This window comes from Embleya sp. NPDC050154 (genome assembly GCF_044460165.1).
GTDB lineage: Bacteria > Actinomycetota > Actinomycetes > Streptomycetales > Streptomycetaceae > Embleya.
The window spans coordinates 36,845-61,187 of sequence record NZ_JBITJP010000007.1; the positions used below are offsets into that span (position 1 = coordinate 36,845).

The 24,343-nt window shown below is 71.8% G+C and carries 25 protein-coding genes and 1 pseudogene; 8 read left to right on the forward strand and 18 right to left on the reverse strand.

From position 1 onward, the window contains the following. Window positions 1–166: 166 nt before the first annotated feature. Window positions 167–1,351, reverse strand: coding sequence for a lactate 2-monooxygenase (locus tag ACIBSV_RS16700; RefSeq protein ID WP_395863529.1), 1,185 nt, complete (start codon window positions 1,349–1,351; stop codon window positions 167–169). Between the two features lie 361 nt (window positions 1,352–1,712). Between ACIBSV_RS16700 and ACIBSV_RS16705 the strand changes: the two genes are divergently transcribed. Continuing rightward, on the forward strand, window positions 1,713–2,984 hold the full coding sequence (locus ACIBSV_RS16705; protein WP_395863531.1) for an alpha/beta fold hydrolase: 1,272 nt from the start codon (window positions 1,713–1,715) through the stop codon (window positions 2,982–2,984). A gap of 123 nt (window positions 2,985–3,107) precedes the next feature. On the opposite strand, the gene ACIBSV_RS16710 is transcribed toward ACIBSV_RS16705, so the two are convergent. The 7 genes from ACIBSV_RS16710 to ACIBSV_RS16740 form a co-directional block, all read right to left on the reverse strand. Beyond that, on the reverse strand, window positions 3,108–3,791 hold the full coding sequence (locus tag ACIBSV_RS16710) for a GntR family transcriptional regulator (protein ID WP_395863533.1): 684 nt from the start codon (window positions 3,789–3,791) through the stop codon (window positions 3,108–3,110). 159 nt (window positions 3,792–3,950) lie between these two features. Next, window positions 3,951–4,952, reverse strand: a complete 1,002-nt coding sequence (locus tag ACIBSV_RS16715) for a 4-hydroxyproline epimerase (protein ID WP_395863535.1) — start codon at window positions 4,950–4,952, stop codon at window positions 3,951–3,953. Beyond that, window positions 4,952–5,884: a dihydrodipicolinate synthase family protein gene (locus ACIBSV_RS16720; protein ID WP_395863537.1), complete on the reverse strand. Its 933-nt coding sequence runs from the start codon at window positions 5,882–5,884 to the stop codon at window positions 4,952–4,954. The genes ACIBSV_RS16715 and ACIBSV_RS16720 overlap by 1 nt, the downstream gene beginning before the upstream one ends. Beyond that, complete coding sequence (locus ACIBSV_RS16725; protein WP_395863539.1) at window positions 5,881–7,194, reverse strand: FAD-dependent oxidoreductase; 1,314 nt, start codon at window positions 7,192–7,194, stop codon at window positions 5,881–5,883. The genes ACIBSV_RS16720 and ACIBSV_RS16725 overlap by 4 nt, the downstream gene beginning before the upstream one ends. Next, window positions 7,191–7,478 carry a (2Fe-2S)-binding protein gene (locus ACIBSV_RS16730; RefSeq protein WP_395863541.1) on the reverse strand — a complete coding sequence of 96 codons (288 nt, stop codon included), beginning with the start codon at window positions 7,476–7,478 and terminating at the stop codon, window positions 7,191–7,193. Before ACIBSV_RS16730 ends, ACIBSV_RS16725 begins: the two co-directional genes overlap by 4 nt. Beyond that, window positions 7,475–8,632, reverse strand: a complete 1,158-nt coding sequence (locus ACIBSV_RS16735) for an NAD(P)/FAD-dependent oxidoreductase (protein WP_395863543.1) — start codon at window positions 8,630–8,632, stop codon at window positions 7,475–7,477. The genes ACIBSV_RS16730 and ACIBSV_RS16735 overlap by 4 nt, the downstream gene beginning before the upstream one ends. A 251-nt stretch (window positions 8,633–8,883) precedes the next feature. Next, complete coding sequence (locus tag ACIBSV_RS16740) at window positions 8,884–9,918, reverse strand: glycerophosphodiester phosphodiesterase (RefSeq protein ID WP_395863545.1); 1,035 nt, start codon at window positions 9,916–9,918, stop codon at window positions 8,884–8,886. A gap of 160 nt (window positions 9,919–10,078) precedes the next feature. Here ACIBSV_RS16740 and ACIBSV_RS16745 point away from each other — a divergent pair, with 160 nt between their 5' ends. After that, the gene (locus ACIBSV_RS16745) at window positions 10,079–10,252 is read left to right on the forward strand and encodes a hypothetical protein (protein WP_395863547.1); all 174 of its coding nucleotides are present in this window, start codon (window positions 10,079–10,081) and stop codon (window positions 10,250–10,252) included. A 204-nt stretch (window positions 10,253–10,456) separates the two neighbouring features. On the opposite strand, the gene ACIBSV_RS16750 is transcribed toward ACIBSV_RS16745, so the two are convergent. Beyond that, window positions 10,457–11,236: an SDR family NAD(P)-dependent oxidoreductase gene (locus ACIBSV_RS16750; protein WP_395863549.1), complete on the reverse strand. Its 780-nt coding sequence runs from the start codon at window positions 11,234–11,236 to the stop codon at window positions 10,457–10,459. A gap of 218 nt (window positions 11,237–11,454) precedes the next feature. Here ACIBSV_RS16750 and ACIBSV_RS16755 point away from each other — a divergent pair, with 218 nt between their 5' ends. Further along, window positions 11,455–12,663 carry a TetR/AcrR family transcriptional regulator gene (locus ACIBSV_RS16755; RefSeq protein WP_395863551.1) on the forward strand — a complete coding sequence of 403 codons (1,209 nt, stop codon included), beginning with the start codon at window positions 11,455–11,457 and terminating at the stop codon, window positions 12,661–12,663. A gap of 13 nt (window positions 12,664–12,676) precedes the next feature. On the opposite strand, the gene ACIBSV_RS16760 is transcribed toward ACIBSV_RS16755, so the two are convergent. The 3 genes from ACIBSV_RS16760 to ACIBSV_RS16770 all read right to left on the reverse strand — a co-directional run bounded on the left by ACIBSV_RS16760 (window position 12,677) and on the right by ACIBSV_RS16770 (window position 15,162). Next, window positions 12,677–13,150, reverse strand: coding sequence for a molybdenum cofactor biosynthesis protein MoaE (locus ACIBSV_RS16760; protein WP_395863552.1), 474 nt, complete (start codon window positions 13,148–13,150; stop codon window positions 12,677–12,679). Between the two features lie 4 nt (window positions 13,151–13,154). After that, on the reverse strand, window positions 13,155–14,168 hold the full coding sequence (moaA, locus tag ACIBSV_RS16765; RefSeq protein WP_395863554.1) for a GTP 3',8-cyclase MoaA: 1,014 nt from the start codon (window positions 14,166–14,168) through the stop codon (window positions 13,155–13,157). A gap of 178 nt (window positions 14,169–14,346) precedes the next feature. Beyond that, window positions 14,347–15,162, reverse strand: a complete 816-nt coding sequence (locus ACIBSV_RS16770) for an IclR family transcriptional regulator (RefSeq protein ID WP_395863556.1) — start codon at window positions 15,160–15,162, stop codon at window positions 14,347–14,349. A gap of 107 nt (window positions 15,163–15,269) precedes the next feature. Between ACIBSV_RS16770 and aceB the strand changes: the two genes are divergently transcribed. The 3 genes from aceB (at window position 15,270) to ACIBSV_RS16785 (ending at window position 18,011) form a co-directional block, all read left to right on the forward strand. Next, window positions 15,270–16,889 (forward strand): malate synthase A, encoded by a 1,620-nt coding sequence (aceB, locus tag ACIBSV_RS16775; protein WP_395863558.1) that lies wholly within the window; start codon window positions 15,270–15,272, stop codon window positions 16,887–16,889. 220 nt (window positions 16,890–17,109) lie between these two features. After that, complete coding sequence (locus ACIBSV_RS16780) at window positions 17,110–17,499, forward strand: gamma-glutamylcyclotransferase (RefSeq protein WP_395863560.1); 390 nt, start codon at window positions 17,110–17,112, stop codon at window positions 17,497–17,499. A 146-nt stretch (window positions 17,500–17,645) separates the two neighbouring features. Continuing rightward, a complete protein-coding gene (locus tag ACIBSV_RS16785; protein WP_395863562.1) occupies window positions 17,646–18,011 on the forward strand; it encodes an SseB family protein in 366 nt (121 codons plus the stop codon). 124 nt (window positions 18,012–18,135) lie between these two features. Here ACIBSV_RS16785 and ACIBSV_RS16790 read toward each other — a convergent pair whose 3' ends face one another. The 6 genes from ACIBSV_RS16790 to ACIBSV_RS16815 all read right to left on the reverse strand — a co-directional run bounded on the left by ACIBSV_RS16790 (window position 18,136) and on the right by ACIBSV_RS16815 (window position 22,325). After that, window positions 18,136–19,566: an 8-oxoguanine deaminase gene (locus ACIBSV_RS16790; RefSeq protein WP_395863564.1), complete on the reverse strand. Its 1,431-nt coding sequence runs from the start codon at window positions 19,564–19,566 to the stop codon at window positions 18,136–18,138. A gap of 121 nt (window positions 19,567–19,687) precedes the next feature. Further along, the gene (gene pucL / locus ACIBSV_RS16795; protein WP_395863566.1) at window positions 19,688–20,602 is read right to left on the reverse strand and encodes a factor-independent urate hydroxylase; all 915 of its coding nucleotides are present in this window, start codon (window positions 20,600–20,602) and stop codon (window positions 19,688–19,690) included. A 5-nt stretch (window positions 20,603–20,607) separates the two neighbouring features. Further along, complete coding sequence (gene uraH / locus ACIBSV_RS16800) at window positions 20,608–20,949, reverse strand: hydroxyisourate hydrolase (protein ID WP_395863568.1); 342 nt, start codon at window positions 20,947–20,949, stop codon at window positions 20,608–20,610. Then, on the reverse strand, window positions 20,946–21,443 hold the full coding sequence (gene uraD, locus ACIBSV_RS16805) for a 2-oxo-4-hydroxy-4-carboxy-5-ureidoimidazoline decarboxylase (protein ID WP_395863570.1): 498 nt from the start codon (window positions 21,441–21,443) through the stop codon (window positions 20,946–20,948). Before uraD ends, uraH begins: the two co-directional genes overlap by 4 nt. A 265-nt stretch (window positions 21,444–21,708) precedes the next feature. After that, window positions 21,709–22,017: a helix-turn-helix domain-containing protein gene (locus tag ACIBSV_RS16810; RefSeq protein WP_395864059.1), complete on the reverse strand. Its 309-nt coding sequence runs from the start codon at window positions 22,015–22,017 to the stop codon at window positions 21,709–21,711. Between the two features lie 50 nt (window positions 22,018–22,067). Next, on the reverse strand, window positions 22,068–22,325 hold the full coding sequence (locus ACIBSV_RS16815; RefSeq protein WP_395863572.1) for a thiamine-binding protein: 258 nt from the start codon (window positions 22,323–22,325) through the stop codon (window positions 22,068–22,070). A gap of 221 nt (window positions 22,326–22,546) precedes the next feature. Here ACIBSV_RS16815 and ACIBSV_RS16820 point away from each other — a divergent pair, with 221 nt between their 5' ends. Continuing rightward, complete coding sequence (locus tag ACIBSV_RS16820; protein WP_395863574.1) at window positions 22,547–23,389, forward strand: TIM barrel protein; 843 nt, start codon at window positions 22,547–22,549, stop codon at window positions 23,387–23,389. Further along, a pseudogene (locus tag ACIBSV_RS16825) lies at window positions 23,386–24,270 on the forward strand (2-hydroxy-3-oxopropionate reductase); the annotation flags it as partial. The gene ACIBSV_RS16820 and the pseudogene ACIBSV_RS16825, both read left to right, overlap by 4 nt. Window positions 24,271–24,343 lie beyond the last annotated feature (73 nt).

The following is a 24,343-nucleotide window of genomic DNA, read 5'->3' on the forward strand; positions in this document are numbered from 1 at the left end:
TCGCTCACGAACTGGGTCCTCTCGTTCCGGGCATGATCATGCGCGGAGAGTATCCGAATCCAGCGGGCAAACAGGGCTATATCGAGCGGCCGTCAGCGCGAATACGACCGACCCGGTCCGAAGTCGGTGCGAGGTTCGTCGGGGCCGGCCCGGAGCAGGCCCGAGGTCAATCCGAGGCCAGCGCCGACGTGTCCAGTCCGTCGAGAGCGGCGTGTCCGGACAGCGCCATGGACAGATCGAACTCGGCCAGCAGGCAGCGCAGTACGTGCCGGACACCCGCCTCACCGCCCAGCGCGAGGCCGTACACGTACGGGCGGCCCACCAGGACCGCGCGGGCACCCAGGGCAAGCGCCTTGAGTACGTCGGCGCCGGTGCGCACGCCGCTGTCGAAGAGCACCGTAAGGTCCCCGCCGGCCGCCTCGACCACACTCGGCAGCGCATCCAACGCGCCGATGGCGCCGTCGAGTTGGCGTCCGCCGTGATTGCTCACGACGATCCCCTCCAGACCGGCGTCGCGCGCTCGGCGCGCGTCGTCCGGATGCAGGATGCCCTTGAGCACGATCGGACCGATCCAGTTCTCGCGCAGGAACGCCAGGTCGTCCCAGGTCTTGGTGGGGTCGGAGAACATCCCCGCCCAGTGCGCGATCGCCGCCGTCGGATCCTCGGCGATCGGCTTGCTCAGACCGGCCAGGAAGGCCGGATCGCTCAGGTAGTTCGCGATCCCGACCTGCCGCAGGAAGGGCAGGTACGCCCGCTCCAGGTCGCTCGGCCGCCAGCCCAGGAACCATGTGTCCAGGGTGACCACGAGTGTGGTGTAACCGGCCGCCCGGGCCCGGGCGAGCAGGCTGACGGTGACGTCGTTGTCGCGCGGCCAGTAGAGCTGGAACCAGCGCGGACCCGAGCCGGAGGCGGCGGCGATCTCCTCCAGCGTGTACGAGGACGCCGTACTCGCCACCATCGGCACCCCCAGGCCGGCGGCTGCGCGCGCGGTCGCCAACTCGCCCTCCGGGTGCACGATGGACTGCACGCCGACCGGCCCGAGCAGTACCGGAGCGGGCAGGTCGGTGCCCAGCACGGAGCGGGACAGGTCACGCCCACCCACGTCGCGCAGCATGCGCGGGAGGATCCGACGCCGCTCGAACGCCGCCCGGTTGGCCCGCATGGTCGCCCCACCGCCGGCGCCGCCCAGGACGTATCCGCGCGGACCCGGTTCGAGCAGCTCTCCGGCGGCGGCCTCGAGGTCGGACGCGTCGATCGGGTACGCGGGGGTCTCCCCGGTCAACAGGCCATCGAGGTAGATCGAGTCCTGGAACGCGGAAAACGGACCGGCAACGTTGGGACCATCGGCCACGACTGCCACCTTTCGCCTCGCCTCGTCTCGCCTCGCGGAACGGAGAATCCTCGCGCGGACCCGACGACGATCCCGCACCGAGCGAGCACGCGGAAGAGCCGAACGGGCCGAACGGCGGCCCGAACCCCTGGAGGAGGCCGAGCCAACCGAGCAAGCCGAACCATCCGACCAAGCCGAACGTATCGAACGAGTCGACCTCCCGACATCAGGGCAGACCCACTCGTGTGCGTCCGGACCCCGGGGTCGTGCCGATATTGCTTCGCCGGGAGGCGAGACAAGAAGCCCATCTCTCCTGTGAAATGTCACACGGCACTAAAGTGCCCCGCGTACGACACGGACAAGAGGCTGGAGAGGAATCCGCATGACCCGCATCACCCGGATCCCGGGGATGGCCCTCACCGATCACACATTCACCGTCCCGCTCGACCACTCCCGTCCGGACGGGCCCACCATCGAGGTCTTCGCCCGCGAGGTGGTCGATCCCACCGCCGTCGACAAGAAGCGGCCGTGGTTGTGCTTCCTCCAAGGCGGCCCGGGCGGCAAATCGGCCCGGCCCAATCGCCCCGCCGGCTGGCTCCAGCGCGCGCTGCGCACGCACCGCGTCCTGCTCCTCGACCAGCGCGGCACCGGCCGCAGCACGCCGATCACGCCGAGCCTGGCCGCCCGTACCGCACCCGAGGAACTCGCCACGCTGCTGCGACACATGCGCGCCGACTCGATCGTCGCCGACGCCGAGCTGATCCGCCGGCGGTTGTGCGGCGACGAGCCGTGGGAGACGCTCGGGCAGAGCTACGGCGGCTTCATCACCCTCGCCTACCTCTCCACGGCGCCCGAGGGGCTGAAGTCCTGTTACGTCACCGGCGGGCTGATCGGTCTGGACGTGACCGCGGAGGAGGTCTATCGGCGCACCTATCCCCGGGTGCGGGACAAGAACGCCGAGTACTACGCCCGCTACCCGGACGACGTCGAGCAGGTGCGTCGGCTCGCCGACCATCTCACCGCGCACGACGTCCGGCTGCCCGACGGCGACCGACTGACCCCGCGCCGGCTCCAGTTCCTCGGCAACGCGTTCGGAATGGGCGACGGCTACGAGCGCGTGCACTGGATGCTGGACGAGGCGTGGGACGGCGACCAGGTCTCGGACACCTTCCGTGCCGCGGTGATGCACGCCACCGCGCTCACCGACAACCCCCTGTGGGCCGTGCTCCAGGAGCCGATCTACGGCCAGGGCAAGGTCGCCACCGGTTGGGCCGCGGAGAAGGTGCGGGCGGGGTTGCCGGAGTTCGCCGAGAACGCCGACCGGCTGCTGTTCACCGGCGAGATGATGTACCCCTGGATGTTCGAGGAGATCGCCGCCCTGCGCCCGTTCCGTGAGGCGGCCGACCTGCTCGCCCGACACGACGACTGGCCGGTCCTGTACGACATCGAGCGACTGCGGACGAATCCGGTCCCGGTCGCGGCGGCGGTCTACTTCGACGACATGTACGTGGACGCGGACCTGTCCCTGGAGACGGTGCGCGAGGTGGCCAACGTACGCGCGTGGGTCACCAACGAGTGGGAGCACGACGGCTCGCACGCCTCCGGTGGCGCGGTCCTGGACCGGCTGATGGACATGGTCGCCGGCAAGATCTGACCTACTCCCACCCTCATCCCCGTCCGGCAGCGGCTCGGCGCCCGAAGTCCGAGGACTCGGGCGCCGACGCCGGAGCCGGGATCGGAAGGCGGTCTCGGCCCCCGGCCCCACCCCGCCCCGGTCTCAGCCCGGTTGGTTCGGGTCCGCCCACAGATTGCGGACATGGCCGATGTGCCGCGCCATCACACTCTCGGCCCGGGCCGGGTCGCCGGTGGCGAGCGCGTCCAGGAGTTCGAGGTGTTCCGCGGCGGACGCGACGAGTCGGCCGTTCTCCGCGAGTCGGGACAGACCGTACAGGCGCGAGCGTTTGCGCAGATCGCCGACCACCCGAACCAGGTGTTCGTTGCCCGCGAGCGCGAGCAGCGACAGGTGGAAGCGACGGTCCGCCTCCACGTACCGGATCAGATCGCTCACCTCGGCCGCCGCGACGATCTCCTCGGCGACCGGGCGCAGCGCGGCCAGTTGGGCCGGGGTGACCACGCCCGCGAGCCGGGCCACCACCGGAATCTCGATCAACGCGCGGACCTCGGTGAACTCGTCCAACTCGCGGTCGGAGAGTTCGGTGACCCGAAAGCCCTTGTTGCGTACGGCCTCGACCAGTCCCTCGTTGGCGAGGTCGAGCATCGCCTCGCGCACCGGCGTCGGTGACACGCCGAACTGCGCGGCCAGCGCGGGCGCGGAATAGACCACACCGGGCCGCATCTCGCCCGCGATCAACGCCGCGCGCAGCTCTCGTGCCACCCGATCCCGCAGGATCGGCCGATCGTCGAAGGACGGCAGCGCGAGCGCTCCGTGTCCCGTGTCCATGGTGCCTCCTCCCGCCATGCTACTGACGGTCAGTCACCCTGGGGGTGGGATCGGAACTGTGCGTACGCTCGACCACGCTGCGTGAGAGCCGTCGCCCGGGTTCCCGCCCGGTCCCACCGGAGCCCGGCCCGGTCCCGGCCCCGGTCCCCGGGCGGTTCCTCATAGGCGGAACCCGGCCGGGAACGGGTCCTCCGGGTCGAGCAGATACTGCGCCGTGGCGGTGATCCAGGCCCGTCCCGTGATCAGCGGCAGCACGGCCGGATATCCGGCGACCTCGGTCCGGTCCACGATCCGCCCGTGGAAGCGGGTCCCGATGAACGACTCGTTGACGAACTGCTGTCCCACCGCCAACTCGCCGCGCGCCGCCAACTGGGCCATCCGCGCGCTGGTTCCGGTGCCGCACGGCGAGCGGTCGAACCAACCCGGGTGGATCGCCATCGCGTTGCGCGACAGCGTGGCGTCCGAGCCCGGGGCGAGGAACTGCACGTGGTGGCAGCCCGCGATCTCGGGATCCTCCGGGTGTACCGGCCGGGCCTGTTCGTTGATCGCGGCCATGATGGCCAGCCCGGTGTCCAGGATGCGTCCGGCCTCGGTTCGGTCGAACGGCAGGCCGACCTTCTCGATGGGCAGGATCGCGTAGAAGTTGCCGCCGTACGCCATGTCGTAGCCGACCGCGCCGAGCCCGGGCACGTCCACGGTCGCGTCCAGGGTGTGTGCGTACGAGGGGACGTTGCGCAGGGTCACCGAACGGGCCGCGCCGTCGCGTACCTCGACCTCGGCGACCACCAGACCGGCGGGCGTGTCCAACCGCACCGTGGTGACCGGTTCGACCACCTCGACCATGCCGGTCTCGACGAGCACGGTGGCCACCCCGATCGTGCCGTGCCCGCACATCGGCAGGCAGCCCGACACCTCGATGAACAAGACGCCGTAGTCCGCGTCCGGTCGCGTCGGCGGTTGCAGGATCGCGCCGCTCATCGCGCCGTGCCCGCGCGGCTCGTACATCAACAGCGTGCGCAGGTGGTCCAGGTGGGCCATGAAGTGCACGCGTCGCTCGGCCATCGTGGTGCCGGGGATCACCCCGACGCCGCCGGTGATCACCCGCGTCGGCATGCCCTCGGTGTGCGAGTCGACCGCGTGGAAGACGTGTCGTGAGCGCATCAGGTCAGTCCCTCCGCGAGTGCCTTCTCGGTGAACTCGCGCACCGAGGCTTCCTGTTCGGGCAGCAGCGGGAGCCGCGGCGGGCGGCACGGGCCGCCCCGGAGGCCGGCCAGGTCCATCGACAACTTGATGGACTGCACGAACTCGGTGCGCGAGTCCAGCCGAAGCAGCGGATGCAGCAGTCGGTACAGCGGCAACACGGCGCGCACGTCGCCGCCGACCGCCGCGCGGTACAACTCGACGCTCGCGCGCGGGAAGACGTTCGCGTAGCCGGCGATCCAGCCCACCGCGCCCGCCAGGCCGAACTCCAGCGCGACGTCGTCGCTGCCGATCAACACGTCGAGACCGGGCGCGAGTTCGGCCACCTCGTAGGCCCGCCGTACGTCCCCGGTGAACTCCTTGACGCCGACCACGAGCCCTTCCTCGTACAGGTCCGCGAGCAGTCGCGGGGTCAGGTCGACCTTCGTGTCGAACGGGTTGTTGTAGGCGACGATCGGCAGGCCGGCGCCGGCCACGGTGCGGTAGTGGTCGAGCACCGTGCGGGTGTCCGCGCGGTAGCTGTTGGGCGGGAGCAGCATCACCGCTCGGGCGCCCGCCTCGGCGGCCTGTTCGGTCCAGCGCAGTGACTCGGCCGCGCCGTACGCCGCGACGCCGGGCAGTACCCGGTCGCCGCCCACCGCTTCGACCGCGACCCGCACCACGAGGGCCCGCTCGTCCGGGGTGAGCGACTGGTACTCGCCGAGCGAGCCGTTCGGGCAGACTCCGTCGCAGCCCGAATCCACGAGCCACCGCACGTGCTCGGCATACGCGTCGAAGTCCACGGACAGGTCCTCGCGCAGCGGTAGCGCGGTGGCCACCACGATTCCGTGCCACGGCTTGCGGTCGGCCGGGTCCGGGGCGGAGCGGGGAGGAGTGGCGGGGTGTGGGCTCATGGGGCTCCTTGGGCTAGGTCTCCGAGACGGATGGGCACACCGATCGGACGGGTGGGCGGGGGCGCGGCGACCGGTCGGTCCAGCACGTCGGACAACACGCACGCGGTGGCCTCGGCGCACATCCGGCCCTGGCACCAGCCCATTCCCGCGCGGGTGAGCAGCTTGACCGAGCGCACGTCGTCGGCTCCTCGGCGGGCCGCGTCCTCGATCAGCCCTCGGGGCACCTCCTCGCAGCGGCAGATCGGGGTGTGCGCGTCCGACCAGGACAACCAGCCCGGTCGGACCGGATAGAGCGCGCGCAGCCCGTCGGCGAACCGGGTGAGCGCGGCCCGGCGGCGCAGCAACGCGCGCGGCGGCGTCCGGCCGACCATCGCGTGGGCCGCCAACTCGCCCTCGACCGACGCGAGATGCACTCCGCCGATGCCGGTGCTCTCGCCGGCGGCGAACAGGCCCGGTACGTCGGTGGTCTGCCGCGCGTCCACCGCGACGAAACCGTCCGGGGTGCTCGCACAGCCGAGTTGGCCGGCCAGTTCGAGCTGCGGGGTGAAGCCGTAGCCGACCGCGAGCGTGTCGCAGGCCAGTTCGGTCGAGGTGCCGGGCCGCGCGCGCCAGTTCGCGTCGAGCCGGGCCACGGTGACCGAGGTCAGTCCGGTGTGGTCGCCGGTTGCCGCGATCACGGCCCGGCCGGTGCGATAGGGGATCCGCCGCCGGGCCAGCGCGGCGGCGTAGCGGGCCGCCTCGACCACGCGGGCCGGGCTGTGCGGCGCGAGGGCGGCGGCGCGCGGCGTGGGCCGGGACGCCTCCAGGACGGCCCGCACCTCGACGCCCGCGTCGGCCAGCGCGACCGCGACCGGCAGCAGGAACGGGCCGGTGCCCGCGACCACCGCACGTCGACCGGGCGGCACGCCGTTGCCCTTGATCAGCGCCTGGGTGCCGCCGGCGGTGAACACACCGGGCAGGTCCCAGCCTGGGAAGGGCAGTTGCCGGTCGTACGCCCCGGTGGCCAGCAGCAGTCGGCGGCCGATGACGGTCACCGGGGTGGTGTCCCGCTCGCCGGCCACGGCGTGCACCGTGAAACCCTCGGCCGAGCGTTCCACCGCCCAGACGCGATGTTCGGCCAGGTGCTCGACGGTGTGCAGGCGCGTGAGCGGCGGCCAGGCCGGCGGCCGGCCCGCGCGGTGTCGGTGATACTGGCCGCCCGCCCGGGAGTTGGCGTCGAGAACGGCGACGCGCAGGCCGAACCGGGCGGCGGTGACGGCGGCGGTCAGTCCGGCCGGGCCGGCGCCGACGACGACCAGGTCGTGGATCATGTCGTGGTCACCTCGTCGTCGGGCCGGGCGGTGACCAGGCAGGCCCGCAGGGACGGCGTGCCGTTGACCGTGACCAGGCAGTCGAAGCACACGCCGATGCCGCAGAACAGCCCGCGCGGCTTGCCCGCGAACCGGGTGGTGCGCCAGGACCGGATCCCGGCGGCGAGCATCGCGGCGCCGACGGTCTGACCGGCCTCGACCGGGATGCTCCGGCCGTCCACCCTCAGCCGGAAGTGCTCCTCGTCGGGCGGGTGGACCGGGGTGGGTCGGGATACGCCGGTCACGAGGACACCTCCGCGAAGCGGGTCGGGGCGAATGGGGTGGGGTCGACTCCGGGATCGGGCCCGGAGGCGTCGCCGGTCAGGGCTCGGGCGATGAGCAGGCCGGTCGCGGGGGCCAGGCCCACGCCCGCGCCCTCGTGGCCGCACGCGTGCAGCAGGCCGGGCGCGCGCGGGTCCGGGCCGACGACCGGCAGATGGTCGGGGCAGTACGGCCGGAAGCCGCGATAGGCGCGCAACACCGAGACGCCGGCCAGGATCGGGAACAGCTCGATCGCCTGGGCGGCAAGCCGGCGCAGCACCGGTACCGGGAACGAGGGGTCGAAGCCCACCCGTTCGCGGCTCGCGCCGATCAGCACGGTGCCGGACGGAGTGCCCTCGACCACGGCCGAGGAGGCCAGGTCCGCGTCGTCGCTCGCGACGTCCCCGGTGTAGGCCGCCGCGTACACCTTGTGTCGCACGATCCGCGGGAGCGGCTCGGTGACCAGCACGAATCCCCGGCGCGGCAGGATCGGCAGGGACACGCCGGCGAGCTCGGCGATCGCACCGGACCAGGTGCCGGCCGCGTTGACCACGGCACCGGCCGCGATGTCGCCGTGCGACGTGCGTACGCCGAGCACCCGATCGCCGCGCCCGCGCCGGAAGCCGGTCACCGTGACGCCGGTGTGCAGGCGTACGCCCGAGCGCAGCAACGCGGCGGCGGCCAGGGCCGGTTGCACCTGCGCGTCCTGCGGGTAGTGCGTGCCGCCGGCCAGGTCTGGGGCCAAGTGCGGTTCGTAGAAGTGCAGTTCTTTCGCGTCGATGGTGTGGGCGGAGACCTCGCAGGCGCGTTGTGCCTCGGCCGCGACGGTCATCGCGACCGCCTCGGCCTCGGTGCGCGCGACGATCAGGCCGCCCTTGGCCTGGTACTCGAAGTCGTGCCCCTCCGCCGCCAGCTCGGCCCACAGGCGGAGCGAGAGCAGGGCCAGGGACAGTTCCGGGCCGGGACGCTTGTCCGAGACCAGCAGGTTTCCCTCGCCGGCGCCGGTGGTTCCGCCCGCGACCGGGCCGCGGTCGAGCACGGTGACCGACAGCCCGGCACGCGCGGCGTAGTGGGCGCACGCGGCGCCGACCACGCCCGCGCCGATGACGACGACATCACTGGGACGGAGTTCGCTCACATCAGTAAAATGTCACATTGCCCTCACGAGGTAAAGGGTTTGCCGGTGCGGTTCCGTGGACGACCGGAGCCGATCGGCGCACGTGCGACCGGGTTCCGCGCGAACGCGGGTTCGGTTCGTCGACCGAGAGGCCGCGGGGGGAGAGGCCCAGCGGCGGAGAAGCCCGTCCACGCAAAGGCCCGTGCTACGAAGAGGCCCGCGACCGACCCGGGAGGCCGGGTCGGTCGCGGGCCGTTTTCCGGCGGGGCGGGTCAGGGGCGGGCGCCGTCCTTGGTGGTGTGCGCGGCGTTCCACGCGACCAGGTCGGCGGTCCGGTTCGTGATGATCCCGTCCACCCCCGCGTCGTTCAGCGCGGCCCACTCCCGCGGGTCGTCCGGCGTCCAGGCCAGCACCGCGATCCCGGCCGCGTGCAACTCCTGGACCACGTTCGGGCGTTGGGCCAGGCCGTGGTACGACGGGTTGTACGAGGTCAGCCGCAACTCCTTGGCCAGTGCGACCGGATCGGCGTCGAGTTGATCGCTGAGCAGGCCCAGCGGCAGTTCGGGGGCGAGCTCGCGGGTCAGCCGCAACGACTCCTGGTCGAAGCTCTGCACGAATACCCGACCGGCCATCCCGGCGGTGCGTACCTCCTGGACGATCCGGGCGATCTCGTCGCGGGAGTGCGGATTCTTGATCTCCAGGAGCAGTCGTCCGCCGCGCGTGCGCAGGTCCGTGAGCTGTTCGCGCAGCGTCATCACGCGGGTGCCGGCGAACTCCGGCTTGAACCAGGCCCCGGCGTCCAGTGTGGCCAGGTCAGAGGACGTCAGATCGCGGATCGCGCCCTTGCCGTTGGTGGTTCGATCCACGGTGGCGTCGTGCATGATGTGCGGCACACCGTCCGTGCTGGGCTGCACGTCGTTCTCGATCCAGTCCGCACCCACGTTCCGGGCCGCCTCCTGGGAGGGCATGGTGTTCTCCGGTGCCACCGTGGGCGCGCCCCGATGCGCGAAGACGGTGATCCGGGTGCCCGGGGCACGGATATAGCTGCGCCCGTCGATCGGCGACGTGCCCCGTCGAGTGTCCAGCGTCTCCGACGGCGGGTGCGCGGCGGCGGCCTGGGGCGGCTCGGGGGCCCTGAGCGCACTGCTGGACAGCGAGGACTTCGCGGTGGCGTCGTGGACGTCCGCCGGGGCCAGGCACTGTGCGCAGCCGAACACGATGCCCAGGCCGGCCAGCAGGCCGGCGATCCGCCGTTTGACACGGCGGGGCCGGGGCCGAGGTGGGCGCTCGGGTTGGTCAAGGAGCATTCCGGCATCGTAGAAGCAATCTCGAGCTGCCATTCGAATTCGATCATCACGGCGTGTGACAGCCGGTCATCACGACATGTGACGCTCGACATGCGCACCGTGACGAACGGTGTGAGAGTGGACGAGACCGACCATCGGTTCTCCGTAGGAGGAAACGGCCATGGCCAAGCAGAAGTCGAAACCCCACATGCAGAACAAGAACTCGCTGTTCGTCGAAGCCGAGCGTGCGGACTCCGCAGCGGCGCCGGCAGCGGAGGCGACGGACACCCTCGAGTCCCCCAAGGCCGCCCGACGCGGCAAGAGCGACCGGCCCAAGGGCCGCCCGAGGCGCTGACGGCTCGGCGTCCCCGGACGCCGAGCAGCGGACCTCGCGGAAGCCCGGGGGAGGGGCGTGACGGTGACACCGCCCCGCCCGGTGCGCGCCCGTAGGCCCCGTCGACCCCATGTCGACGGGGCCTTCGGCGTGACCGGGCGCCGCCGGGCACCGAGCGGGTCGGCGCCGAGCACCGGTTGCGGGCGGGTAGGCGTGGCCTGCCGGCTACGGGCGGGTCGGCCCGTACACCCGACCAGTCCTGGTGGACACGCTGCCGAACAGGCCGCGCGGGGTGAGCTTGGCCAGCCCGACCACCGCCTTGTAGCGCAGATCCGGCACGCTGACAGTCTTGCCCACCGCGAGGTCGCGGATCGCGGCGGCCACCACCCGATCGGCGTCCAACCACATCCAGTTGGGGATGTTGGATGTGCCCATCCCGGCCCGCAGGTGGAACTCGGTGCGTACGAAGCCCGGACACAGGGCCATCAACCGCACACCGCTGCCCGTCAATTCGCGGGCGGCGCCCTCGGTGAAGCTGACCACCCATGCCTTGCTCGCGCCGTAGGTGCCGCGGGGCAGGAAGGCCGCGACGGACGCCACGTTGATCACCCAGCCGCGACCGCGCTCGCGCATCGCCGCACTCGCCGCGGTGGTCAGCCGCAGCACCGCCTCGCAGTGCACCTTGAGCATGCGCACCTCGTCCGCCGTGGATGCGTCCAGGAAACCGCCCCGATTGCCGAAGCCGGCGTTGTTGACCAACACGTCCACGGGCGCGAACCGATCGGCCAGCCGCGTCTCGACGGCCGCGATCCCCTCGTCGAGGGACAGATCCGCGGGCAACACCTCCACCGTGATGCCGTGTTCCTCGCGCAGATCGCGGGCGCACTGCGCCAATCGCTCCTCGTCCCGCGCGACCAGGACGAGGGCGTGCCCTTCGTGGGCGAGCCGTCGGGCGAACGCGGCGCCGAGGCCCGAAGTGGCGCCGGTGATCAGTGAGGTCGTCATGCCACCCAGCGTAGTAACCGGGCCGATGCCGGCCGGCTCCCCGGTGCAGCGTCCGGCTCGACGTGCGCCCGACGTGTGCCCGACGCGGAGCCGGCTCGGGGACGCAGCGGGCACGCGGGGCAAAGGCGGGGGCATGCGGGGGCGTGTCGAAGGCACACCCCCGGGGCCATGCCGGCTGGAACAATGACGCGGGGGCGGATCCCGGAAGGAAGTACGCGATGGCGGCTGCGGTGCGCAAGATCGGTGGACAGGTGCCGCCCGCCCGGGGGACGCGACCGCGTAACCGTCGCGCGCTGATCCTGGCCGCCGCGGCCGACCTGTTCCACCGCCGGGGCTATGCGGACGTGGGCATGAGCGACATCGCCGACGCCGTGGGCATGGGGCCCTCCGCGCTGTACCGGCACTTCCGCAGCAAGCAGCACCTGCTCATGCAGGTCGTGCTCGACGGGGTCGCGCCGGTGCGCGACGCGCTGGCCCGCAGCGCGGTCGAGGACCCGGACACGGTGCTGCGCGCGGTGGTCGCGGCCACCCTCGACCACCGCGAAGTCGGCGTGTTGTGGCAGCGCGAGGGCCGACTGCTGCCCGCGGCCGAGCGAGCCGAGGTGCGGCGCGAGATCCACGCGGTCACCGCGGTGGTCGCCGAGCTGATCCGGGACGCCCGCCCGGAGTTGTCGCCAGGGCAGGCCGAACTGCTCGCGTGGTGCGGCCTTGGGGTACTGCTCAGCCCCTCCTTCCACCGGATCGAGCTACCCCGTCCGGAGTACGTGCGGCTGCTCGTGGAGTTGGGCCGCGCCGCGGTCACCGCGCGGCCCGCCGAGCTGGTGTCGATCGCGCGCACGCCGACGCGGCCGACCGGGATCGTGCTGCGCTCCCGGCGCGAGGCGCTGTTGGGCGCGGCCGTACGGATGTTCGCCGAGCACGGGTACGCCGGGGTGGCCATCGAGGACATCGGCGCGGCGGCGGGGATCGCCGGCCCCAGCGTGTACAACCACTTCGAGAGCAAGGCGGACCTGCTCTCGGCGGCGGTGACCCGGGGTATCGAGTGGTTGTCGATGGACATGACCCGCGCGCTGGCCGGCGCCGAGGACGACGAGGGCGCGCTGCGGGTACTGCTGTGGTCGTACATCCGGTTCGCGGCCGAGTACAGCGACCTGGTCACACTGCTCCTCGCGGAGGTGTCGCACCTGCCGACGCAGGCTCGGCATCGGGCCCGCCAGGCGCAGGCGGACTACCTCATGGAGTGGGCGCACCTGCTGTGCGCGGTACGACCGGAGTACGGCGCGGCGCAGGCCCGGATCCGGGTGCACGCGGCGCTGACCGCGATCAACGACGTGGCCCGCACGCGTCATCTGCGGGACACCGCCGGTGTGGCGCCCACCCTCGCGGCGGTGGCCGGCGCGGTGCTCGGACTGGATCCGGTCGGGTAGTCGAACCCGTCGGTCAGTGCTCGCAGGCGACCCAGCCCCGAGAGTGGTCGGTGTAGGTCTGTTGCTTCCAGATCGGTACCTCGTGCTTGATCCGCTCGACCAGTTCACGGCACGCGGCGAAGGCCCGCGCGCGGTGCGCCGTGGCCACCGCCACCGCGATCGCGGTGTCCCCGACCACGAGGTCGCCGATCCGGTGCAGCGCGGCGACGGCCAGGATGTCCGGTTCCTCGGCGGCGAGGCGCTCTGCCACCTCGCGGAGCCGGTCGACGGCCAGGGGATGGGCGGAGTAGGACAGTGCGCGCACGGCGCGGCCCGCGTCGTGGTCGCGCACCGTGCCGACGAACACCGAGGTGCCGCCGGCCGCCGGGTGGGCGATGGCGGCGAGCACCTCGTCGACGCTCGGCGCGGTGTCGCGGATGGCGCACAGGCGCACGACCGGCGCGGCGGATGTGGTCGCGGACGGCCGGCGTACGGCTTCGGCGGTCATCGGGTCAGCCGCCGATCGCGGACATCGGGCGGTCCGGGGCGAGGAAGCCGGGCGTGTCGATGCCGTGTCCCGGGCCCTTGCCGAACAGCGCGATCCGCCACGCGGAGGCGATCTCGGCGTCGTCCGCGCCCGAGCGCAGCAGGGTGCGCAGATCGGACTCGTCCCGGGCGAACAGGCACGTGCGCAACTGCCCGTCGGAGGTGAGCCGGACCCGGTCGCACGCGCCGCAGAACGGCCGGGTCACGCTCGCGATCACCCCGACGGTGGCGGCGCTTCCGTCGACATGCCACTCCTCGGCGGGCGCGGACGCGTCGTCGCGCGGGACGGCGGTCAGCGTGAACCGGGCGGCCAGCCGCTCCAGTACCTCGGCCGCGGTGACCATCAGGTCGCGATCCCACGCGCCCTGCGGGTCCAGCGGCATCTGCTCGATCAAGCGCAGCCGGTAGCCGCGCTCGATCGCCCACTCGAGCATCGGCACGATCTCGTCGTCGTTGATCCCGCGCACCGGCACCGTGTTGACCTTGACCGGCGCGAGGCCGGCCGCGCGTGCCGCGCGCAGTCCGGCGAACACGTCCTCGATCCGGTCCCGGCGGGTGAGCAGCGCGAACCGTTCGGGCCGCAGGGTGTCCAGGCTGACGTTGACCCGGCGCAGTCCAGCCGCACGCAGCGCGGGCGCCAGTGCGGCCAGCCGGATGCCGTTGGTGGTCAGCGACAACTCGGGGGCTCGGTCCAGGCCGGCCAGGTCGGCGATCAGCGCGGGCAGGTCCGGCCGCAGCAGCGGCTCGCCGCCGGTGAGCCGGACGGTGCGGATACCGAGGCGGTCCACCGCGATCCGGATCAGGCGGGTGGTCTCGGCCCGGGTGAGCAATTCGCCGGCGGGCAGCCAGGGCAGACCCTCGGCGGGCATGCAGTAGGTACAGCGCAGGTTGCACCGGTCGGTCAGGGACACACGCAGGTCGGTGTGCGCCCGACCGAACCGGTCGAGCAGCGGGGCGGGCGGCGCGATGGGGTGGGACATGCCCGTCAGTAGAGCCGTCCGTGCCGCCCACGGTCCACGGGCGGAACGTACGAGAGGCGGCCGGCGACGCCGCGCGCGGTCTGGTGGATTCGTCCGAAGGCGCGCTCCGGGCGGTCCGGCGTGCCCGGGTGCGGTCGGGCGCGGGCCGGGGGCGGCCCGGTTCGGTGTCGAGGACGGCTCAAGGGGCGGGCATCGCCTCGGGGTCCGACTCGGTCCCGCCCAGGCGTTGCCCCAGGCGGGACGCGATCTCCCGCATCCGGGTGGTCATCCAGTGCTCCTCCATCGCCCGGATCCGGCCCTCGGGTCCGGACACGGACAGCGCGGTCGCGGTCGGCGCGCCCGGCACCACCACGGCGACGCAGCGCACGCCCAGTTCCTGCTCCTGGTCGTCGACCGCGTAGCCCTGCGCCCGGATCAGCGGGAACTGGGCGAGCAGCGCGGCCGGATCGGTGACCGTGTGCTCGGTGTGCGAGGCCAGCGGCCGGCCGCCGAGGACCCGTGCGGCGTCGGCCTCGGGCAGGTGGGCGAGCAGGACCTTGCCGACCGCGGTGCAGTGCGGCTGGACCCGGCGGCCGACCTCGGTGAACATCCGCATCGAGTGCCGGCTGGGCACCTGGCCGACGTAGACCACCTCGCCCGCCTCCAGCACCGCGAGGTTGGCGGTCTCGCCGGTGGTCTCCATCAGTTCGGCCAGGTACGGCCGGGCCCAACTGCCGAGCAGCCGGCCCGCGGTCTCGCCCAGTCGGATCAGTCGCGGGCCGAGCGTGTATCGCCGCGAGGCGTCCTGGCGCAGATAACCCAGCGAAACGAGCGTGCGTACGAGGCGGTGGATCGTGGGCATGGGCAATCCTGAACGCGCGGCGAGCTCGCTGAGCGTCAGCACTCCGCCGGCGTCGGCGAGCAGTTCGAGGAGGTCGAACGCACGTTCCAGCGACTGGACACCACCACTCGCGCCGTTGGCTGTGCCGTTGGTGCTCGAGTTGACTGCGGCCACGGCGTGATCCTCCGTCGAGAATTTATTCAACAAGTTGTTGAACTTCCGTTTCCCGGAAACTAATGTCCACTCTACAAAAGAGCGTCGACGGCGAAGGAGAGCCACCCATGAGTGCACCGGCCATCGTGGTCAAGCACAGCACAGTGACCGGCGGCTCCGTGCCGCGAGCGGACGAAGTGCTCACCACCGACGCGCTGCGCTTCGTGGCGAGCCTGCAACGCCGATTCGGCGGCCGTCGCGACGCACTGCTGAACCTGCGCCGGACCCGACGCGAGGAGATCGCCCGCACCGGCCGGCTCGACTTCCTGCCGGAGACCGCCGACGTACGCGCCGCCGACTGGCGGGTGGCCGAGGCGCCGCCCGCACTGCGCGACCGACGGGTGGAGATCACCGGTCCGGCCGATCGCAAGATGACGATCAACGCGCTCAACTCCGGCGCGAAGATCTGGCTCGCCGACTTCGAGGACGCCTCGGCGCCGACCTGGCACAACGTCGTCGCCCACCAACTCAACCTGATCGACGCCTACGACCGGCGGATCGACTTCTCCACCGCCGAGGGCAAGACGTACGCGCTGCGTCCGGACGACGAGTTGGCCACCGTGGTGATGCGCCCGCGCGGCTGGCACCTGGACGAGCGGCACATCCTGGTCGACGGCGTCCCGGCGGCCGGCGCGCTGGTCGACTTCGGGCTCTACTTCTTCCACAACGCGGCCCGCCTGCTCGACCGGGGCCTGGGCCCGTACTTCTACCTGCCCAAGATCGAGAGCCACCTCGAAGCCCGGTTGTGGAACGACGTGTTCCGGCACGCGCAGGACCTGCTGGACATCCCGCGCGGCACGATCCGCGCGACCGTGCTGATCGAGACGATCACGGCCGCGTTCGAAATGGACGAGATCCTCTACGAACTGCGCGAGCACGCGTCGGGCCTGAACGCGGGCCGCTGGGACTACCTGTTCAGCATCGTGAAGAACTTCCGCGACGCGGGAGACGCGTTCGTGCTGCCGGACCGCAACGCGGTCACCATGACCGCGCCGTTCATGCGCGCGTACACCGACCTGCTGGTGCGTACGTGCCACCGGCGCGGCGCGCACGCGATCGGCGGGATGGCCGCGGTGATTCCCTCGCGACGCGACGCTGCGGCCAACGCGGCGGCGCTGGCGAAGGTGCGCGACGACAAGGACCGTGAGGCCGGGGACGGCTTCGACGGGTCCTGGGTGGCCCACCCGGACCTGGTGCCGGTCTGCCGCGAGGCGTTCGACACGGTGCTCGGCGAGCGGCCGAACCAGATCGAACGCACCCGGGACGACGTCGAGGTGACGGCGGATCAGCTCCTGGACGTGGCGTCCGCGGACGCTTCGCCGACCAACGCCGGGCTGCACGCGGCGGTCGGCGTCGGGCTGCGCTACCTGGAGGCGTGGCTGCGCGGATACGGCGCGGTCGCCGTCTTCGGCCTGATGGAGGACGTGGCGACCGCGGAGATCTCCCGGTCCCAGGTGTGGCAGTGGATCAACAACGGTGTGGTGCTCGCGGACACCGGTGACAAGGTGACCTCGGACCTGGTCCGGCGTCTGGTCGTCGAGGAACTGGGCGCGCTGCGCGAGGACATCGACGACGACAGGTTCGAGGCCGGCCGCTGGACGGACGCGCGCGACCTGTTCCTCAAGGTGGCCCTCGCCGACGAGTTCGTCGAATTCCTCACCCTGCCGGGATGCGAACTCCTCGACTGAATAGGGCCGTTCGCACAAACCCCACAAGCGCGGAACGGCCGGGCCCACCCCGGCGGTCGTGGGGCGCGTCCAATCGGGCGGGCCCGGTCGTTCCGCATCCCCATCTTCTACATCTTTTTCTTCTCGGGATATCTCGGCGACGGCGAAACCTCGTCGCCTGCGTCTGCGGCGCCGAGCGCCGCCGACGGTTCTCGCGCGGGCATCGAACAGGAGGCAGCACATGGCACGGATGTTCCTCAACGGCCAGGCGATGGAGGGTGGTCCGTTCCACCACCACCTGGAGGGTGCGCCGCTGGTCGCCAAGACCCGTACCGCGCCCGGTTATCGCTTCTTCTCGATCGGCGACCGCTGCCCGGGCCTGCTGCCCGATCCCGCGAGCGAGGCGCAGATCGCGGGCGAGGTGTACGAGGTCCCGGACGAGGTGCTGCGCGACAACCTGCTGCCCACCGAGCCAGCCGAACTGGAGTTCGGGATCATCAAGCTCGAGGACGGCTCGGCCTGCTTCTCGATGATCCTGCGCCGCGGCGAGTCGGAGTCGGGCAGGCACAAGGAGATCACCGAGTTCGGCGGCTGGCGGGCGTATCTGCGGACGCTGGGGCGCGACGCGTAGCGGTCCCGGCTCCCGAGGTGTCGGGACGGCGTGCGGAAGGTGACGGGCGGGTCCGATCCAGGTCGGACCCGCCCGTTTCGCGTGCCCCGGGAGCCCGCCGGTCGGCGGTGCCGAATCCCGACAATCAGGGCCCATATGATCATGGCATGACTGCCGCGAACCCGGCCCTGGCCGCCCTCCTCGACCGCGCCGACGAGAGCGGGACCGAGCCCGCCGATCCCGCCGACCTGCTCGCCGCGATCGTGGCCGGCGGCGTGGTGGTCCCGATCGACGATGACGAGTCGGTGGTCTTCATCCACGGGCAGGACGGCCGACCGTGGCTGCCCGCCTTCGTCGACGCGGCCACGTGCGCCCGAGACGTCCCGCACGCGCGGGCCTACCTGTGCGACGCGGCGCGCCTGGTCGACATCGCCGGGCGCACCGGGGTGCGCACCATGACCGTGGCGTCCGCCACCCGGTGCGCGACCGTACCGCTGGCCCTGGTCGCGAAGGCCGCGACGACGCGCGACTGACGGCACCCGGGATCGGGACCACGGCGGATCGACCGGACCGGCCGAGTGCCCCGGACACGCCGAAACGCGGCCGAAGTCCGGTGGACCTTCGGCCGCGTGACGGTGTGTCCGGGATTCCCGTCGGCTACTCGGCGCGCAGGCGGGCCGCCGCGTGGGCCACGTTGCGGGCGATCTGCTCCTCGTCGACTCGGGACAGGTGTCCCTGTTCGACCACCTCGCGGCCGTTGACCAGCAGCAGGGTCAGCGGTGCCGCCGCGCCCAGGACCAGGGCCGCGACCGGGTCGGCGATGCCCGCGTGCAGGACGTCGTCCACGCGCCACATGGCCAGGTCGGCGAGCTTGCCGGGCTCCAGCGAGCCGATCTCGCGTTCGCGGCCGAGTACCTTGGCGCCGCCCATCGTGCCCAGCCGCAACGACTGGCGGGCCGTCATCGCCGCCGGGCCGCGGCGCAGTCGGGCGATCAGCAGCGCGTTGCGCAACTCCGTACCCAACTCGCCCGACTCGTTGGAGGCGGTGCCGTCGACGCCCAGGCCGACCGGGACGCCGGCGGCCAGCATCTCCGGAACGCGTGCGATGCCCGCGGCGAGCCGCGCGTTGGAGGACGGGCAGTGCGCCACGCCGGTGCCGGTGGCGGCGAACTTGGTGATGTCCGAGTCGTTCATGTGGACGCAGTGCGCCATCCACACGTCCTCGCCCAACCAGCCGACGCTTTCCAGGTAGTCGGTGGGCCCCATGCCGAACTTCTCGTGGCAGAAGTCCTCCTCTTCCACCGTCTCCGAGCCGTGGGTGTGCAGTCGCACTCCCTTGGCGCGGGCCAACTGAGCGGCACCACGCAGGAGTTCGGGAGTCACGGAGAAGGGCGAGCAGGGCGCGGCGGTGATCCGCACCATCGAGTCGAAGGACGGGTCGTGCCAGGTGTCGATCGCCTCGGCGGTCGCGGCCAGCGCGGCGTCGGTGTCCTCGACGCACGCGTCCGGCGGCAGCCCGCCCTGCGACTCGCCCAGGTCCATCGAGCCCCGGGTGGGCTGGAAACGCATGCCCAGTTCGGCCAGCGCGCGGATCTCCGCGCCCAGGATGTCGCCGCCGTCCTTGGGGAAGACGTACGCGTGATCGGTGGAGGTGGTGCACCCCGAGCGCAGCAGCGCGGCGGCCGAGCCCTGCGCGGCGGCGTAACACATCTCGTCGTCGATCTTCGCCCAGGTGGGGTAGAGCGTCACGAGCCAGTCGAAGAGGTTGCACTCCTGGGCCAGGCCGCGGGTGATCCACTGGTAGAAGTGGTGGTGCGTGTTGACCAGCCCCGGGGTGACCAGGTGGCCCGTGCCGTCGATCCGGCGGACGACGTGTTCCAGGCCGGCCGGGGCGGCACCCGCGCCGACCGACTCGATCCGGTTGTCCGCGACCACGACGTGGCCCGAGGCGTACTCGGTGTCCCGCGCGTCGACGGTCGCGACCGCGCAGTTCTCGATCACGATGCGCCCGGAACCGGCGGCGCGGGCGGAGTCCGCCACGGAGGGGGCGGAGCCGGCGGAGTTCCGCGCGGAGTTTCCTACAGACATGGGCAGTCCCTTGCGGCAGCGGTCCAATGTGCCAACGAACCGCCGTCTGGTCCTGCGCGCGGGCCCCGGAGGCGGGACGGCGGATGAAGAATCCTCCGGGGGTTATGCCCGACGAGCGAGGTCAGTCCACCGGAATCAGCGGAATGACACCCTCGCGGTGCACGGTGCCCTCGATCAGACCGTAGGGCCGGTCGGCGGCGTAGTACACCTCCTTGTCGTTCTTGACGCCCATCCGGTCCATGTCGACCTGGAAGTGGTGCTTGTTCGGCAGCGACAGCCGAACCTCGTCCACCTCGTGCCGATGGGTCAGCACGCGGTTCGCCATCGCGTACAGGGACTGCTGGAGCGAGTAGGAGTACGTCTCGGCGAAGGACTCCAGCAGGTGCCGGCGGACCTGGGCGTACGAGCGCTCCCAGTTCGGTTCGCTCGCGCCGTCGGCCGCGTCGAAGGAGAACCGCCAGAGCGCGGTGACCTGGGTGGCCAGGATCCGGTCGTACGCCTCCTGGAGGGTGGTGTACCGATCCTTGATGTAGCCCCAGAATTCGGAGGCCGTCGTGTTCATCACGACCAGGTCCTTGAGTCCGGAGATCACCCGGACCCGGCCGTGCTCCCAGACGATTTCGGTGGTCCGGGTCTCGCCGCCGTCCCGGACGAACGAGTGGTGGATCTCGTCCGCGCCGACGAAGCGATTGCGCGCCTCGGCGGCGGGGATGCGGTTCCAGGGGTACTCCTCGATCCGCACCCGGGCCCGGGTGATCGAGGGCTGCGACTCGACGAAGTGCCGGGCCAGGCGTATGCCGTAGGCCTCGGCCGAGTCGATGCCGTGCTCTCGCGCGAACGCGAACACGGTGTTCTTCATGGTGTCCGTGGGCAGCACGTTGCCGTTGCCGCCGGTGAAGTGGGTGTCGGACAACTCGCCCGACAGTGCGACGCTGACGTTGAGGTCCTTGATCTCGTGCCGTTCGGTGTCGCGGCGGACCCGGACCACGCGGGTCTCCGCCTTTCCGTACTGATTCTGGCCGAGCACCATCGGCATGCCTGTCAGCTCCCTCGATAGACGGAATATCCGTACGGGTTGAGCAAAAGCGGTACGTGGTAGTGCGTTCCGGGGTCGGCGGTGAAGACCACTTGCACCTCCGGGAAGAACGGCGTCTCGCCGCGGGCGCGGCGGTACGCGGCGACGTCGAAGACCAGTCGTACGTCGACCGGGCCGGCGGCGGGATCCACGCCCAGCGGCGGCAGATCCGGGCAGCGTCCGTCGGCGTTGGTCGCCGAGTTGCCCAGTACGGTCCACGTCCCGTCGGCCGCGCGTCGGGACAACTCGACCGGCACGTCCGGCGCCGGCCGGCCCTCGCTGGTGTCCAGGATGTGGGTGGAGATCACGCGGAGATCAGCCCTTCCAGGCGCAGGCGGTTGATCTTCCGCAGTTCCTCGCGGGTGACCTCCCACTCGGACGCCGGGTCGTTGTCGAGTCGGTGCCGCAGTTCGGCGAGCATCTCCGCGGCGCTGCGACCGCTCGCGCAGATCAGGAAGACGTGGCCGAACCGCTGTTCGTACGCGATGTTCCCGGCCCGCAGATCGGCCAACACCGCGTCACCCGCCCGGTGTACCCCGGACTGCTCGCGCGTCGACTGCGGATCGTCGTGGCGCGGGCGGCCGATCACCGCGTGACCGTCGATCGCCTCCTGGAGATCGTCGGCGGTCAGGATCGCCACCGCCTCGTCGGATCTCGCGTACAACTTCTCCGGGTCGCCGTAGGGCCGGGCCGCGAGCAGCGCGCCGATCCAGGCACGACTCGCGCAGACCTCACCGAGCAGTCGGATCGCCTCTTCGGCGGACGCGGCGTCGAGTCTGTCGAGTCCTGGCGCTGATGACATGTCGGGAACCTCCTCACTCGGCGGGCGTGCCCGTCCAGAGCCATGCGCCGCGTCCGAGCGAATACCCCGACGCGACGATGGCCGGAACGCTAGGCGCTCCGAATCTCCCGCGTCAACAGTTTGTTGAAGTCGATCATCGTGGTGAACACAACGTGACCCGCCGGAAACGAGGCTCGCCGAAGTGCTCGCGTGGGGGAGGCACTTCGTTTCCGCGCGCGGCGGCGCTCGCCCTCGCGCGGGTCGGGCCGGGCCGAGGGGGCCGGGTTCAGCCTCGGGATTCGCGGTTGAGGTAGTTGTAGACGGTGAAGCGGCTCACGCCCAGGGCCGCGGCCACGGTCTCGACGCCGTGGCGGATGGTGAAGGCGCCGCGTTGTTCGAGGGTGCGGACCACGCGCTGTTTGGCCTCGCGGTCGAGGTCGGCCAGCGGGCCGTACTGGCGTTCCGCGTCGCCGAGGAGGCGGTCGAGGGCGGTGCCGAGGCCGGGGAGGCGGACGGCGACGGCCGGTTCGCCCTCCCAGTCCAGCACGACGTCCTCGGGGCCGGCCTCGTCCGGGGTGACGAATTGCGCGCCCATCGCGGTCACCAGCGGCTTGATCGCGGCGGCCAGCGGGTGTTCTGCGGGGCTCACGCGGGGCCTCCCGGCGCCGTCGGCACGGTGGTGACCTGCACCGAGATCCGAGTCGCGCCGACCCCGAGCGCGCCTCGGTAGACCTTGTCCAGCGCGGCGAGGACCACGTCGGCCTCGCCCTCGGCGGTCGTACCGAAGGGGCCGACCTCCACGTCGAGGCCCGCTTCGTCGAGGACCCGGCGGGCCTCCAGGGCGTGGGCCGGCACGCCGTCCAGGTCGAACGGCTCGGTCGAGAACTCAATCCGCAATCGCACGCTCGAACCCTAGCGCCCGGCTCGGGAGCCTCGCCGGGCCCGCGCCGCGGGCCGGCGATTCGACGGGGCGGGAGCGGCCTGGGCGGGGGGCTGGTCGGCGGGGCGCGCGTGGGTCAGACTGCGGCGGCCACCCTTGACAAACTGTTGAAGGCGCGTGACATCATTCCGGTGAGCAGAATCTTACTTCCGCATTGTGGAACCGACGTGGAAGAGGTGATCCCGTGAGCGCTCGTGATCTGCGCTTCGACATCAATCTCTCGATCCTCTTCACCGAACTCCCGCTCCTCGAGCGGCCCGCTGCCGCTGCCGAGGCCGGCTTCGCCGAGATCGAGCTGTGGTGGCCCTTCGGCGGCCCGACCCCCGCCGACGCCGAGCTGGACGCGCTCGCCCGAGCGATCCGCGACGCCGGCGTCGACCTGGTCGGCCTGAACTTCGACGCGGGCGACATGCCCGCCGGCGACCGCGGCCTGCTGTCCCGGCCGGCCGAATCGGCGCGCTTTCGGGACAACATCGCCGCGGCGACCGGCTTCGCCGAGAGCCTGGGCTGCCGCGCGCTGAACGCGCTGTACGGCAACCGCGAGGACGGCGTGGACCCGCGGGCCCAGGACGAACTCGCCCTGGAGAACCTGGCCCTGGCGGCCCACGCCGCGCACGGCATCGGCGCGATCGTGCTGATCGAGGCGCTCAACACGCCGGAGAACGCGCGCTATCCGCTGACCACCGCCGCGGAAGCGGTGGCGGTGGTGGACAAGGTCAACGCCGAGACCGGCCTGGGCAACGCGACCTTCCTGTGCGACCTGTACCACCTCGACCGCAACGGCGAGGACCTCACCGCCGTGATCGACACGTACGCCGACCGGTTCGGCCACGTACAGATCGCCGACACTCCCGGACGGGGGCAACCGGGCACCGGCGGGCTGGACTTCGAAGACCTGTTCCGCCGACTCGTCGCCGCCGGGTACACCGGGCGCGTCGGCCTCGAATACAAGCCCGTCGGCCCGAGCGCGGACAGCTTCGGCTGGCTTCCGCGCGAGCTGCGCGACACCAAGGGAGGGGCCGGATGACCGGCGCAAGCAAGAGGATCGGTTTCGTCGGTCTCGGCATCATGGGCGGTCCGATGGCCGCCCACCTGGTCCGGGCCGGCCACGAGGTGACCGGGTTCAACCTGGAGCGGGACGCCATCGACCGGCTGATCGCGGCCGGCGGCAAGGGCGCGGCGAACATCGCCGAGGCGGTGCGCGACGCGGACGTGGTGATCACCATGCTCCCGGCCGACCCACACGTCGAGAAGGTGATGTTCGGCGACGGCGGCGTGTTGGACACGGTCGAGCCCGGCACCCTGGTGATCGACATGAGTTCGATCAAGCCCGGCACCTCGATCGCGGTGGCCGAGGCCGGCGCCGAGCGAAAGCTGCGGGTGCTGGACGCCCCGGTCAGCGGCGGCGAGGCGGGCGCGATCGAGGCGGTGCTGTCCATCATGGTCGGCGGTGAGGCGGCGGACTTCGCCGCCGCGCTGCCCCTGTTCGAGGTGCTCGGCAAGACCATCGTGCACGTCGGCCCGCACGGCGCGGGCCAGACGGTCAAGGCGGCCAACCAGCTCATCGTCGCGGGGAACATCCAACTCGTCGCCGAGGCACTGCTGTTCCTCGAACGTGCCGGGGTGGACACCGAGGCGGGCCTGAAGGTGCTCGCCGGCGGCCTGGCCGGCAGCACGGTCCTGGACCGCAAGGCCCGGGTGATGCGGGACCGCGACTTCAAGCCCGGGTTCCGGATCGACCTGCACCACAAGGACATGGGCATCGTCACCGAGTCGGCCCGCGAGTTCGACCTCGTGCTGCCGCTCGCCGGCCTGACCGCGCAACTCGTCGCGTCGCTGCGCGCCCAGGGCGGCGGCGGGCTGGACCACTCCGGTCTGCTGCTCGGCCTGGAAAGGCTCAACGGCTCTCCCGCGCAGGGCGGTTCCGGGCAAGGCAGTGCCGAGCAAGGCAGTTCCGGGCAAGGCAGTGCCGAGCAAGGCA

Excerpts from the sequence above, each read along its gene's own strand:
- ACIBSV_RS16790 (WP_395863564.1), bottom strand. The coding sequence starts at position 19,566 with ATGTCTGTAGGAAACTCCGCGCGGAACTCCGCCGGCTCCGCCCCCTCC.
- ACIBSV_RS16755 (WP_395863551.1), top strand. The coding sequence starts at position 11,455 with ATGGCGGCTGCGGTGCGCAAGATCGGTGGACAGGTGCCGCCCGCCCGG.
- ACIBSV_RS16760 (WP_395863552.1), bottom strand. The coding sequence starts at position 13,150 with ATGACCGCCGAAGCCGTACGCCGGCCGTCCGCGACCACATCCGCCGCG.
- ACIBSV_RS16720 (WP_395863537.1), bottom strand. The coding sequence starts at position 5,884 with ATGAGCCCACACCCCGCCACTCCTCCCCGCTCCGCCCCGGACCCGGCC.
- ACIBSV_RS16725 (WP_395863539.1), bottom strand. The coding sequence starts at position 7,194 with ATGATCCACGACCTGGTCGTCGTCGGCGCCGGCCCGGCCGGACTGACC.
- ACIBSV_RS16780 (WP_395863560.1), top strand. The coding sequence starts at position 17,110 with ATGGCACGGATGTTCCTCAACGGCCAGGCGATGGAGGGTGGTCCGTTC.
- uraD (WP_395863570.1), bottom strand. The coding sequence starts at position 21,443 with ATGTCATCAGCGCCAGGACTCGACAGACTCGACGCCGCGTCCGCCGAA.
- pucL (WP_395863566.1), bottom strand. The coding sequence starts at position 20,602 with ATGCCGATGGTGCTCGGCCAGAATCAGTACGGAAAGGCGGAGACCCGC.
- moaA (WP_395863554.1), bottom strand. The coding sequence starts at position 14,168 with ATGTCCCACCCCATCGCGCCGCCCGCCCCGCTGCTCGACCGGTTCGGT.
- ACIBSV_RS16740 (WP_395863545.1), bottom strand. The coding sequence starts at position 9,918 with ATGCTCCTTGACCAACCCGAGCGCCCACCTCGGCCCCGGCCCCGCCGT.
- ACIBSV_RS16810 (WP_395864059.1), bottom strand. The coding sequence starts at position 22,017 with ATGGGCGCGCAATTCGTCACCCCGGACGAGGCCGGCCCCGAGGACGTC.
- ACIBSV_RS16715 (WP_395863535.1), bottom strand. The coding sequence starts at position 4,952 with ATGCGCTCACGACACGTCTTCCACGCGGTCGACTCGCACACCGAGGGC.
- ACIBSV_RS16785 (WP_395863562.1), top strand. The coding sequence starts at position 17,646 with ATGACTGCCGCGAACCCGGCCCTGGCCGCCCTCCTCGACCGCGCCGAC.
- ACIBSV_RS16750 (WP_395863549.1), bottom strand. The coding sequence starts at position 11,236 with ATGACGACCTCACTGATCACCGGCGCCACTTCGGGCCTCGGCGCCGCG.
- ACIBSV_RS16745 (WP_395863547.1), top strand. The coding sequence starts at position 10,079 with ATGGCCAAGCAGAAGTCGAAACCCCACATGCAGAACAAGAACTCGCTG.
- ACIBSV_RS16710 (WP_395863533.1), bottom strand. The coding sequence starts at position 3,791 with ATGGACACGGGACACGGAGCGCTCGCGCTGCCGTCCTTCGACGATCGG.
- ACIBSV_RS16705 (WP_395863531.1), top strand. The coding sequence starts at position 1,713 with ATGACCCGCATCACCCGGATCCCGGGGATGGCCCTCACCGATCACACA.
- aceB (WP_395863558.1), top strand. The coding sequence starts at position 15,270 with ATGAGTGCACCGGCCATCGTGGTCAAGCACAGCACAGTGACCGGCGGC.